General features: G+C 71.3%; 8 protein-coding genes. 2 read left to right on the top strand and 6 right to left on the bottom strand.

All coding sequences use genetic code 11. From position 1 onward, the window contains the following. Positions 1-9: 9 nt before the first annotated feature. Together AB0924_RS20970 and AB0924_RS20965 are read right to left on the bottom strand one after the other, a co-directional pair. The gene (locus AB0924_RS20970) at positions 10-1,212 is read right to left on the bottom strand and encodes an FAD-dependent oxidoreductase (RefSeq protein ID WP_358928265.1); all 1,203 of its coding nucleotides are present in this window, start codon (positions 1,210-1,212) and stop codon (positions 10-12) included. A gap of 45 nt (positions 1,213-1,257) precedes the next feature. Beyond that, a complete protein-coding gene (locus AB0924_RS20965) occupies positions 1,258-2,508 on the bottom strand; it encodes an ATP-grasp domain-containing protein (RefSeq protein ID WP_366912155.1) in 1,251 nt (416 codons plus the stop codon). A 259-nt stretch (positions 2,509-2,767) separates the two neighbouring features. Here AB0924_RS20965 and fahA point away from each other — a divergent pair, with 259 nt between their 5' ends. After that, positions 2,768-3,985: a fumarylacetoacetase gene (gene fahA, locus AB0924_RS20960; RefSeq protein WP_366912139.1), complete on the top strand. Its 1,218-nt coding sequence runs from the start codon at positions 2,768-2,770 to the stop codon at positions 3,983-3,985. Positions 3,986-4,191: 206 nt separating this feature from the next. After that, positions 4,192-5,130: a M56 family metallopeptidase gene (locus AB0924_RS20955; protein WP_358928269.1), complete on the top strand. Its 939-nt coding sequence runs from the start codon at positions 4,192-4,194 to the stop codon at positions 5,128-5,130. Between the two features lie 20 nt (positions 5,131-5,150). On the opposite strand, the gene recQ is transcribed toward AB0924_RS20955, so the two are convergent. The 4 genes from recQ to nuoL all read right to left on the bottom strand — a co-directional run bounded on the left by recQ (position 5,151) and on the right by nuoL (position 12,517). After that, entirely contained in the window at positions 5,151-7,127 is a 1,977-nt protein-coding gene (recQ, locus tag AB0924_RS20950; RefSeq protein WP_358928271.1) for a DNA helicase RecQ, read from the bottom strand. Positions 7,128-7,347: 220 nt separating this feature from the next. Continuing rightward, entirely contained in the window at positions 7,348-8,997 is a 1,650-nt protein-coding gene (gene nuoN, locus AB0924_RS20945; protein WP_358928273.1) for an NADH-quinone oxidoreductase subunit NuoN, read from the bottom strand. Beyond that, positions 8,994-10,565 carry an NADH-quinone oxidoreductase subunit M gene (locus tag AB0924_RS20940; protein WP_358928275.1) on the bottom strand — a complete coding sequence of 524 codons (1,572 nt, stop codon included), beginning with the start codon at positions 10,563-10,565 and terminating at the stop codon, positions 8,994-8,996. The genes nuoN and AB0924_RS20940 overlap by 4 nt, the downstream gene beginning before the upstream one ends. Positions 10,566-10,570: 5 nt before the next feature. Next, complete coding sequence (nuoL, locus tag AB0924_RS20935; RefSeq protein ID WP_366912138.1) at positions 10,571-12,517, bottom strand: NADH-quinone oxidoreductase subunit L; 1,947 nt, start codon at positions 12,515-12,517, stop codon at positions 10,571-10,573. Positions 12,518-12,526: the final 9 nt, after the last annotated feature.

The following is a 12,526-nucleotide window of genomic DNA, read 5'->3' as shown; positions in this document are numbered from 1 at the left end:
TTCCCGGTCTCAGCCGTGGGCCGCGGCCAGGTGCTTCACCAGACGCGGTGAGGCGAACTCCGTGCCGCACACGAAGCGCATCACCGGGCCGTAGGAGGACGCCGCGGGAAGTCCGGTGAAGTACAGGCCGGGGACGGAGGAGACGTAGCCGGCGCCGAGCCTCGGGGCGCCCCGGCTCACCACCAGGCGGGTGCGCAGTCCGTGCCCGAGGAAGTCCATCGCGGCGATGTCCACGCGGTAGCCGGTGGCCGCCACGACGTGATCGGCGGCCAGCCGCTCGACGCGGCCGCCGTGGGTGCGGACGGTGAGCACCGGGCTGCCGTCCGGGGCCTCGGCGCCCAGCACCCGGTCGACCTCATGGACCTGGACCTTGCCCACGAAGCGCTCGCTCAGCCACCAGGCGCCGAGCGGGCCGAGGACCCTGCGGACCAGGTGGTGACGGGTCCGGGCGGGCAGGAAGCGGTACGGCTGGGCGTAGCGGCTGAGTGCCCACAGCGACCAGGCGCGGCCGAACGGCGACTCGGGGCGCAGCCTCGGCTGGCGCCAGGGCGGGGCACCGAACGCGACCCGGCCCCGGCCGCGCGAGACGACGCGCACCCGTGCGCCGGCCTCGGCCGCGAGGGCCGCGGTCTCCAGGGCGGACTGGCCGGCACCGATGACGATCAGCTCCTGGCCGGCGAAACGGCCGAGGTCGTGGTGCTGGGAGCTGTGGGAGACCGGGGAGGCGGGCGCGGGCCCGTCGCCGGCCGCTCCGGCCAGCTCCGGCGGGAGGTGGGCCAGGCCGGACAGGCCGGTGGCCACCACGACCGCGCGGGCGGTGAACAACTCCCCCGAGTCCAGTTTCAGTTCGAAGGCGCCGTGCTCGCCGCGCTCCGCGGAGACCACCCGGACCCGCTCAAGGCCGGGGACGAGCCGCTGCTGGAACCACTCGCCGTAGGCGATGAAGGTCTCCACCGGGATGATGTCCTCGTCGGTGACCAGCCGGCGCACGCCGGCCGCGTCGCAGTAGTCGGCGAGGGTGTGGCCGGGTTGCGGGCAGTCGAGGCTGGAGGCGGCCGGGGTCGACTTGAGGAGCATGCCCTCGGGCATGTGGTCGCGCCAGCTCACCATGGGGTCGCCGAACACGCGGACGGGGATGCCGCGCGCCCGCAGATGGGCGGCGGTGGACAGGCCGAACGGCCCGGCCCCGATGACTGCAACCGGTCGGATCACGAAGTCCCTCCCCAGGACGCGGTACGCCACCTTCGTGGCCTTTGCCTACTTCGTGGTGTGCGGGGTGCCGGCGCCGCGGCGGCTGGTCCGCCACAGCTGATGGAGGTGCTTCGCGCCCGGGCGCACGAAGCGGGCGAGCATCGTGAGGAACGGCAGCGGATCGTCACCCGCGAACCAGGCCAGCTCGGTCCCGCTCGCCCTGGCCGGCGCGTGCGGCGTCGTGTAGCCGCTGCGGCGGTAGGCGAGCAGGGCGGGCAGGTCGATGTTCTCCACGACGTAGCGGCGGCCGGCACGCTGTTCCCCCTCCGGAACGGGGCGGCCGGTCAGGTTCAGGTGCATGGCGCGTACGACGTCGACGCCCGAATCGCTCTCGAAGAGCCGGAACTGGGCGCCCATACGCGGGTTGAAGTCGAGGAGCTTGTACTGTCCGTCGCGCCGGTCGAAGCGCAGGTCGAGGTCGATGACGCCGCTGAAGCCGATCTCCTTGATAAAACGGGCGGCGAGGTCCGCGAGTTCCGGGTTGTCGACGACGTACGCGTTCGCCGTCATGCCGGCGTGCGGCGGCCACGAGCGGACCTTGACGCCGGTGAACAGGACGAGCGGCACGGAGTCGGCGTCGAAGCAGGCGTGCACGATCCAGTCCTCGGCCTCCTCGCGCGGCAGGTACTCCTGGAGGATCACGCCGGGCCGCTCGCCCCAGTCGCGGGCCAGGGCGAGCAGTCCCTCGCGGCCGGCGATCCTCGTGGTGCCATTGACGGCGGGCCGTCTGCGCCGCACGAACGCCTCCCGGTTCTTGGCCACCACCGGGAAGCGGGCCGTGTCGGCGAAGGCGACGATCTCGTCGTACGACCGAGGGAACGCGGCCGGGGGGCTCGGAACGCCGTGTTCCGCGCACAGTTCGTGCAGTCCCTGCTTGCTGGCGAGCCGGCGGGGCAGGGCGGGGTCGACGCGGGGGAAGAGGAAGGGGCCGGCCAGTTCGTCCTGGTGCTCGGCGATCAGGACGGCGGCCTCCTCGTCCGTCGGGATCAGGACGGCCGGGCGGCCGATCCGGCGGCCGATGCGCAGCAGGCCGTCGACCAGGCGGGCCGGCTCCTCGGCGCCGGTCGTCGGCCAGACGAACGCCCGGGTGAGATAGCGGGACGAGGCCGCCGGCGTGTAGGCGTCCTCGGTGACGGCGTACATGGGGACGCCCAGGCGGCCCAGGCTGCGGATCGCGCCGACACCGCCGTGGTGCAGCGGGTAGTCACCGAACTTGACGATCAGGCCCGGCACCTCGCGGTCCGCCTCGACAGGCACGCCGACGGCGTCGTCGGCCACGGGTCCCACCACGTGTCCCCCCTACGGACCGGACCCACCCCGCCCGTGTCCCCCAAAGGACGCTAAGCCGGAATTGACACCTCCGACAAGGGTCATTCGGACATTGCGAACTCTTTAGACATCTGACGGACAACCCTTGCGGCACTGCCCAAGACACCTGTCCCGGCCGTAACGTGTGGCGCGATCACATGGAACGCATCGCCAATGCATGGCCCGGATGAGAGTGAGGCAGCACCCCATGCCCCCCTTCGACGTCCCCGAGGGCGACCCCTTCGGCCCGCACAACCTTCCCTACGGTGTGTTCTCACCCTCCGGCAGCACGGAGCGCAGGGTCGGTGTCCGGCTCGGTGACCACGTCCTCGACGCGGGCGCCGCGGCAGCCGCCCTCGGATCGCCGTACGTCTCCCTGCTCGCGCAGGCCACCCTCAACCCGCTGCTGGCCGCGGGCCGGACGGCGTGGTCGGACGTGCGGCGCGCGCTGACGGCGTGGGTGACGGTTCCCTCGCACCGGTCGACGATCGAGCCGCTGTTCCACCCGCTGTCGTCGGTGACCCTCCACCTGCCCTTCGAGGTCGCGGACTACGTCGACTTCTACTCCTCAGAGAACCACGCCCGGAACGTCGGCCAGATCTTCCGCCCCGACGCCGAGGACGCACTGACCCCCAACTGGAAGCACCTGCCGATCGGTTACCACGGCCGCTCCGGCACGGTGGTCGTCTCCGGCACGGACGTCCTCCGGCCGTCGGGGCAGCGCAAGGGCCCCGGCGACCCGGCACCGGTCTTCGGGCCCTCGGTACGGCTGGACATCGAGGCCGAGGTCGGCTTCGTGGTGGGCGTGCCGTCCGAACTGGGCAGGCCCGTCGCGCTCGGCGACTTCCAGGAGCACGTCTTCGGTCTGTGCCTGCTCAACGACTGGTCGGCGCGTGACATCCAGGCCTGGGAGTACGTCCCGCTGGGCCCCTTCCTCGGCAAGTCCTTCGCCACCTCGGTGTCGGCGTGGATCACCCCGCTGGAGGCACTGGAGCACGCCCGCGTGACGCCCCCCGAGCGCACGCACCCCCTGCTGCCCTACCTGGACGACGCCGCTCCCGGCATCGAACCCGGCGGCTACGACCTGCGGATCTCCGTCGCGATCAACGGTCACACGGTGTCCGAGCCGCCGTTCTCCACGATGTACTGGACCGCCGCCCAGCAACTCGCCCACATGACGGTGAACGGCGCGTCGCTGCGCACCGGCGACCTGTACGGCTCGGGCACGGTGAGCGGCCCGGCCGAGAACCAGCGCGGCTCGCTGCTCGAGCTGACCTGGAACGGCCGCGACCCGCTCGAACTCCCCGACGGCAAACGGGCCTTCCTGGAGGACGGGGACGTGGTGACCCTGTCGGCCTGGGCGCCGGGACCGGACGGCGGCCGGGTCGGACTGGGGGAGGTCAGCGGGCGGATCGTGTCGGGCTGAGGCGCCGCCGGCAGGTGACGGCGCGGCCGGGTGTCCGGAAAGGCGGGGCGAACTCACCTTGACGGGGGCGATCCCCGCCGGACACCTGACTCGCGCCCCTGTCCCCGTCATACTGGCGGGGACACGGCATCACCCGACGCGCCTCCGGCGCGTCCCCGGCACCACCCGACACCCGCACCTCTCCGACCACGAACCGGAGCCCCGGCATGACGGTCTGCCTGCTCCTGCTGAGCGTCGTCGCCCTGACGGCCGCCGTACCGGCACCGCGCGCGCTGACCCGGGCCGACTGGACCGAACGGGAGCCCGTGGTGGCCCTGTGGGTGTGGCAGTGCCTGGTCGCCACGGTCCTGCTGTGCTGCCTGACCGCGCTGGTGCTGGGCACGGCGGCCGTCTTCCACACCGTCCGCGACCATGTGTTCGCCCCGGCGCCGCCCGCCGTCACCGCCGCGTACGACCTGTCCACCGCACCGGTCTGGGCCGTGGCCCTCACCCTGCTGCTGGCCTGCGGGGCCGCCTGGACGACGGCGATGCTCGCCCGAGAACTCGCCGAGGTCCGCAGGCGCCGCGGCCAGGCCCGGGCACACCTGCGGGAACGCGCGCCCGATCTGCCCGCGGGGCTGCCGGCGGCGCGCGGCCCGATGCTGGTGCTGGAGGACGAGTACCCGGACGCCTGGTGGATGCCGGGGCACCCGCCCCAGCTCGTCGTCACCACCGGGGCGCTGCGCCGCCTCACCGGACGCCAGTTGGACGCCGTCCTGACCCACGAGCGCGGCCACGCCCGCGCCCACCACGACTGGCTGCTCCATCTGTCCACCGCGCTCGCCACGGGCTTCCCGGGCGTCCCGCTCTTCGCCCACTTCTGCGACCAGACGCACCGTCTGGTCGAACTGGCCGCCGACGACACCGCCTCCCGCCGCTGCGGCCACCTCACCACCGCCCTCGCCCTGATCGAGCTGAACCAGCACCGCGGCGTCCTGTCCTGCGCCTCGAGCCACCGGCTCCTCGGGGAACGCGTGGACCGCCTTCTGGAGCCCCCGCCGCGGCTGCTGCGCCGGCACCGGGCGCTGACGACCACGGTGGCCGCACTGGTGCCGTTGCTGCCGCTGCTCATCACCTTCGCCCCGGGGCTGACCGCGCTGTCCTGACGGCCCCGCCGGCCCCGCCCCTACATCCAGTCGTCGGGTTCCGGCTCCTGCGCGTGCTCGGCCCAGTCGTCCTCCGGGGCCGCACCGTCAGTGGGTGGGGCATCGTCCACCGCCGGGGCACCGGCCGGTCCGGTCCCGGCCAGGGAGTTCAGCACCGCCAGCACGCCTTCCCCGTAGGTCGCCAGCTTCTTCTCGCCGACGCCGCCCACCGTCCCCAGCTCCCGCACCGAGCCGGGCCGGCTGGTGACGATCTCCCGCAGTGTGGCGTCGTGGAAGATGACGTACGCCGGGACGCCCTGCTCCCGGGCCTGTTCGGCGCGCCAGGCGCGCAGGGCCTCGAAGGCGGGGAGGAGCTCGGCCGGCAGCTCGGCCGCGGCGGCCTTGGCCTTGCGCTCGCCCCGGCCCGAGGAGGAACCCGCGCGTGAGGCGGCCGGCTTCTTCGGCTCCTTGCGCAGCGGCACCTCCCGCTCGCGACGCAGCACGGCTCCGCTCGTATCGGTGAGCACGAGCGTGCCGTACTCCCCCTCGACCGCGAGCAGTCCCTGGGCCAGCAACTGCCGGATCACACCCCGCCATTCGCCGTCGGTGAGGTCCTCGCCGATGCCGAAGACGGACAGCTGGTCGTGGTCGAACTGGATGACCTTGCCGGTTCTCTTGCCGAGCAGGATGTCCACGATCTGCACGGCGCCGAACTTCTGCCCGCGCTCGCGCTGCAGCCGCACCACCGTGGAGAGCACCTTCTGGGCGGCGACCGTGCCGTCCCAGGTCTCCGGCGGGGTGAGGCAGGTGTCGCAGTTGCCGCATCCCGCGGCGGAGGGCTCCTGGCCGAAGTAGGCCAGCAGCTGGCCGCGCCGGCAGCGGGCGGTCTCGCACAGGGCGAGCATCGCGTCGAGGTGGGCGGCGGCCCGGCGGCGGAACGCCTCGTCGCCCTCGCCGGACTGGATCAGCTTGCGCTGCTGTATGACGTCGTTGAGGCCGTAGGCCATCCAGGCGGTGGAGGGCAGTCCGTCCCGGCCCGCGCGGCCCGTCTCCTGGTAGTAGCCCTCCACGGACTTGGGCAGGTCGAGGTGGGCGACGAAGCGCACGTCCGGCTTGTCGATGCCCATGCCGAAGGCGATGGTCGCGACCACGACCAGGCCCTCCTCGCGCAGGAACCGGGACTGGTGGGCCGCGCGCGTGCCGGCGTCCAGGCCCGCGTGGTACGGGACCGCCTCGATGCCGTTGGCGCTCAGGAACTCGGCGGTGCGCTCCACCGAGTTGCGGGAGAGGCAGTAGACGATGCCGGCGTCGCCCGGGTGCTCCTCCCGCAGGAAGGCGAGCAGCTGCTTCTTGGGATCGGCCTTGGGCACGATCCGGTACTGGATGTTGGGCCGGTCGAAGCTCGCCACGAAGTGCCGGGCCGTCGGCATTCCCAGCCGCTGGGTGATCTCCTGGTGGGTGGCGTGCGTGGCCGTGGCGGTGAGGGCGATCCGCGGGACGTCCGGCCAGCGCTCGCCGAGCAGGGAGAGCGTCAGGTAGTCGGGGCGGAAGTCGTGGCCCCACTGGGAGACACAGTGCGCCTCGTCGATCGCGAAGACGGAGATCTTGCCGCGGGAGAGCAGATCGAGCGTGGCCTCCACGCGCAGCCGCTCCGGGGCCAGGTACAGCAGGTCCAGCTCACCCGTGAGGAACTCGGCCTCGACCACGCGCCGCTCGTCGAAGTCCTGGGTGGAGTTGATGAAGCCCGCTCGCACGCCGAGCGCGCGCAGGGCATCCACCTGGTCCTGCATCAGCGCGATCAGCGGCGAGACCACCACGCCCGTACCCGGTCTGACCAGGGACGGGATCTGGTAGCACAGGGACTTGCCGCCGCCGGTCGGCATGAGCACGACGGCGTCGCCGCCCGCGACCACATGCTCGATGACCGCTTCCTGCTCGCCCCGGAAGGCCTCGTATCCGAAGACCCGGTGCAGTGTGGCCAGCGCCTCGCTGTCGGCCGTGCCCGGCCCCTCGGTCATGTGTGGCATCTCCTTGGTCCCGCCCGTCGCGCCCATCGCCTGGTCCCCGTGTCCTGTCCCCCGTGCGTCGTCCTTCGACCACTGCGTCCACGATAGGCGCCCGCACCGACAGCCCCGGAGTTTTCCACAGGCGGGCTCCTGGTCCGCCCGTGCCGTCGCACGCGCCGGGGCCCGGTCCTCGGCGGGAGGACCGGGCCCCGGACGACGGCCGTGGGTCCCGTCAGCGCACGAACACGCTCGCCTGGTTCGCCAGGTCCAGGAAGTACTGGGGCGCCACACCGAGCACCAGCGTGACCGCCACGCCCACCCCGATCGCCGCCATGGTCAGCGGCGAGGGCACGGCCACCGTCGGTCCCTCGGGCCTGGGCTCGCTGAAGAACATCAGCACGATGACCCGGATGTAGAAGAACGCGGCGATCGCCGAGGAGATCACACCGATCACGACCAGCGGGGCCGCGCCGCCGTCCGCCGCCGCCTTGAAGACGGCGAACTTCCCGGCGAAGCCGGAGGTCAGCGGGATGCCCGCGAAAGCCAGCAGGAACACCGCGAACACGGCCGCCACCAGCGGGGAGCGGCGGCCGAGCCCGGCCCACTTGGACAGGTGGGTGGCCTCGCCGCCGGCGTCGCGCACCAGGGTCACCACCGCGAAGGCGCCGATCGTCACGAACGAGTACCCGGCCAGGTAGAAAAGGACGGACGACACGCCGTCCTTCGAGGTCGCGATGACACCGGCGAGGATGAATCCGGCGTGCGCGATGGACGAGTACGCCAGCAGCCGCTTGATGTCGGTCTGCGTGATCGCGACGATCGCGCCGCCCAGCATGGTGATGACGGCCACCGCCCACATGACCGGCCGCCAGTCCCAGCGCAGGCCCGGCAGGACGACGTACAGCAGGCGCAGCAGCGCGCCGAACGCCGCGACCTTGGTCGCCGCCGCCATGAATCCGGTCACCGGAGTGGGTGCGCCCTGGTAGACATCGGGCGTCCACATGTGGAACGGGACGGCGCCCACCTTGAACAGCAGCCCCATGACGATCATGGCGCTGCCGACCAGCAGCAGCGCGTCGTTGCCCATGGTGCCGGCCAGCGCCGGGTCCACGTCGGTGACCGTGCCGTCGACGACCTGCGCGATGCGGCCGTACGACACCGAGCCCGCGTAGCCGTAGAGCAGGGCGATGCCGAACAGGGTGAACGCGGAGGCGAACGCACCGAGCAGGAAGTACTTGACCGCGGCCTCCTGCGACATCAGCCGCTTGCGGCGGGCCAGCGCGCACAGCAGGTACAGCGGCAGGGAGAAGACCTCCAGGGCCACGAACAGCGTCAGCAGGTCGTTGGCCGAGGGGAACACCAGCATGCCCGCGATCGCGAAGAGCAGCAGCGGGAAGACCTCGGTGGTGGTGAACCCGGCCCGCACCGCGGCCTTCTCGCTGTCACTGCCGGGGACGGACGCGGCCTGCGCGGCGAAGGAGTCGACCCGGTTGCCGTGCGCCTCCGGGTCCAGGCGCCGCTCGGCGAAGGTGAACAGGCCGACCAGGCCGGCCAGCAGGATCGTGCCTTGCAGGAACAGGGACGGTCCGTCGACCGCGATCGCCCCCATCGCCGCGATGTGCGCCTTCGTGGTGCCGTATCCGTTCGCCGCGAGCGCGACGACCGCGGCGAACGCGGCGCACAGTGCCACGACGGACACGAACACCTGCGCGTAGTAGCGGGACCTGCGCGGGACGAACGCCTCGACGAGCACCCCGACCAGTGCCGCACCGACCACGATCAGGGTCGGCGACAGCTGTCCGTATTCGATCTTCGGCGCGTCGATCTTCGAGATCGGGTCGGCCGCGGTTGTCCACAGGCTGTGGACGGCTGTAGCGCTCACTTGGCCGCCTCCACCTCGGGCTTGGGGTCGGTCTTGTGTACGTCGGACATGGTCTGTTTGACCGCCGGATTGACGATGTCCGTGACGGGCTTCGGGTAGACGCCGAGGAAGATCAGCAGCACGATCAGCGGGGCGACGACCACCAGTTCACGTACGCGGAGGTCGGGCATCGCCGACACCTCGGGCTTCACCGGGCCGGTCATCGTCCGCTGGTACAGGACGAGGGTGTACAGCGCGGCGAGGACGATGCCGAAGGTGGCGATGACGCCGATCACCGGATAGCGCGTGAACGTGCCGACCAGGACCAGGAACTCGCTCACGAACGGGGCGAGGCCGGGCAGCGACAGCGTGGCGAGACCGCCGATCAGGAAGGTGCCGGCGAGCACCGGGGCGACCTTCTGCACACCCCCGTAGTCGGCGATGAGCCGGGAGCCGCGCCGGGAGATCAGGAACCCGGCGACCAGCATCAGCGCGGCCGTGGAGATGCCGTGGTTGACCATGTAGAGCGTGGCCCCGGACTGCCCCTGGCTGGTCATCGCGAAGATGCCCATGACGATGAAGCCGAAGTGCGAGATCGACGCGTAGGCCACCAGGCGCTTGATGTCCCGCTGGCCGACGGCGAGCAGCGCGCCGTAGACGATGCTGATGAGCGCCAGTACGAGGATGACGGGCGTCGCCCACTTGCTGGCCTCCGGGAAGAGCTGGAGGCAGAAGCGGAGCATCGCGAAGGTGCCCACCTTGTCGACGACCGCCGTGATGAGCACGGCGACCGGGGCGGTGGACTCCTGCATGGCGTTGGGCAGCCAGGTGTGCAGCGGCCACAGCGGCGCCTTCACCGCGAAGGCGAAGAAGAAGCCGAGGAACAGCCAGCGTTCGGTGCTGGTCGCCATGTGCAGCGAGCCGTTCGCCCGCGCCTGCACGATCTCCTGGAGGCTGAAGTTCCCGGCGACCACGTAGAGACCGATCACCGCGGCCAGCATGATCAGGCCGCCGACGAGGTTGTAGAGCAGGAACTTCACGGCCGCGTACGACCGCTGGGTGGAGGCCGCCTCCTCACCGTGCTCGTGGGCACGGTCCCCGAAGCCGCCGATGAGGAAGTACATCGGGATGAGCATGGCTTCGAAGAAGATGTAGAAGAGGAAGACGTCGGTGGCCTCGAAGGAGATGACCACCATCGCCTCGACGGCGAGGATCAGCGCGAAGAAGCCCTGGGTGGGCCGCCAGCGCCGGCTGCCGGTCTCCAGCGGATCGGCGTCGTTCCAGCCGGCCAGGATGATGAACGGGATCAGCAGGGCGGTCAGGGCGAGCAGCGCCACCGCGATGCCGTCGACACCCAGCTCGTACCTGACCCCGAAGTCCGCGATCCAGGCGTGGGATTCGGTGAGCTGGTAGCGGTCGCCGCCCGGGTCGAAGCGGACCAGGATGGTGATCGCCAGGGCGAGGGTGGCGAGCGAGACGACCAGAGCCAGCCATTTCGCGGCGGTGCGCTTCGCGGCCGGTACGGCGGCCGTGGCGACCGCCCCGAGGGCCGGGAGCACCGCCGTCGCTGTCAGCAGAGGAAAGGACATCGGTATCAGACCGCCCTCATCAGCAGGGTCGCGGCGACCAGGAGTGCCGCGCCGCCGAACATCGAGACCGCGTAGGAGCGGGCGAAGCCGTTCTGGACCCGGCGCAGCCGTCCGGACAGACCGCCGAAGCCGGCCGCCGTCCCGTTGACGACGCCGTCGACCAGGGTGTGGTCGACGTACACCAGGGAGCGCGTGAGGTGTTCGCCGCCGCGCACCAGGACGACGTGGTTGAAGTCGTCCTGCAGCAGGTCGCGCCGGGCGGCCCGGGTGAGCAGCGAACCGCGCGGGGCGACCGCCGGGACGGGCTTGCGGCCGTACTGCGCCCAGGCGATGCCGACGCCGACGACCAGGCAGACCAGGGTCGCGCCGGTGACCGTCATGGCGCTGAGCGGCGAGTCGCCCTCGCTGTGGCCGGTGACCGGCTCCAGCCAGTTGAGGAAGCGGTCGCCGAGGTGGAAGAAGAAGCCGCCGAAGACCGAGCCGACGGCCAGCACGATCATGGGGATCGTCATGATCTTCGGGGACTCGTGCGGGTGCGGCTCCGCGTGTGCGCCGTGGTGTTCGGCGGCGGGCTCCGCGCTGGGTGCCTCGGGAGACCGGGTGGGCTGATTCCTCCAGCGCTCCTCCCCGAAGAACGTCATCAGCATCACGCGCGTCATGTAGAAGGCGGTGATGGCCGCGCCGAGCAGGGCCACGCCACCGAGGATCCAGCCCTGGGTGCCGCCCTTGGCGAAGGCCGCCTCGATGATCGCGTCCTTGGAGTAGAAGCCGGACAGGAACGGGAAGCCGATGATCGCGAGGTAGCCGAGGCCGAAGGTGGCGAAGGTGACCGGCATGTACTTGCGCAGGCCGCCGTACTTGCGCATGTCGACCTCGTCGTTCATGCCGTGCATGACCGAACCGGCACCCAGGAACAGCCCGGCCTTGAAGAAGCCGTGGGTGACCAGGTGCATGATCGCGAAGACGTAGCCGATGGGGCCGAGGCCCGCCGCCAGCACCATGTAGCCGATCTGCGACATGGTCGAGCCGGCCAGTGCCTTCTTGATGTCGTCCTTGGCGCAACCGACGATCGCACCGAAGAGGAGCGTGACGGCGCCGACCACGGTGACGGCGAGCTGGGCGTCGGGCGCCGCGTTGAAGATGGCGCCGGAACGGACGATCAGGTAGACGCCCGCCGTCACCATCGTCGCGGCGTGGATCAGGGCCGAGACCGGGGTCGGGCCCTCCATCGCGTCCCCGAGCCAGGACTGGAGCGGGACCTGGGCCGACTTGCCGCACGCGGCGAGCAGCAGCATCAGGCCGATCGCGGTGAGCCTTCCCTCGGAGGTGTCTCCGGTGTGGCTGAGGACCGGGCCGAAGGCGAAGCTGCCGAAGGTGGTGAACATCAGCATGATCGCGATCGACAGGCCCATGTCGCCGACCCGGTTGACCAGGAAGGCCTTCTTCGCGGCCGTCGCGGCGCTGGGCTTGTGCTGCCAGAAGCCGATGAGCAGGTACGAGGCGAGGCCGACGCCCTCCCAGCCGACGTACAGCAGCAGGTAGTTGTCGGCGAGGACCAGCAGCAGCATCGCCGCGAGGAACAGGTTCAGGTAGCCGAAGAAGCGGCGGCGCCGCTCGTCGTGCTCCATGTACCCGACCGAGTAGAGGTGGATCAGTGAGCCGACGCCCGTGATCAGCAGCACGAACGTCATCGACAGCTGGTCCAGGCGGAAGGTGACGTCCGCCTGGAAGTCGCCGACCGAGATCCACGTCCACAGGTGCTGGGTCAGGGTGCGGTTCCCGGCGTCCTTGCCGAGCAGGCCGGCGAAGAGGACCAGGCCGAGCACGAAGGAGGTGGCCGACAGGAGCGTGCCGATCCAGTGGCCCACGGCGTCCAGCCGCCGGCCGCCGACCAGGAGGACGGCCGCTCCGAGCAGGGGCGCCGCGATGAGCAGCGCGATCAGGTTGTCCACGATTCTTCC

The organism is Streptomyces sp. NPDC047869 (assembly GCF_040704065.1).
Taxonomy (GTDB): domain Bacteria; phylum Actinomycetota; class Actinomycetes; order Streptomycetales; family Streptomycetaceae; genus Streptomyces.
This window is presented reverse-complemented; position numbering and strand designations above follow the sequence as displayed.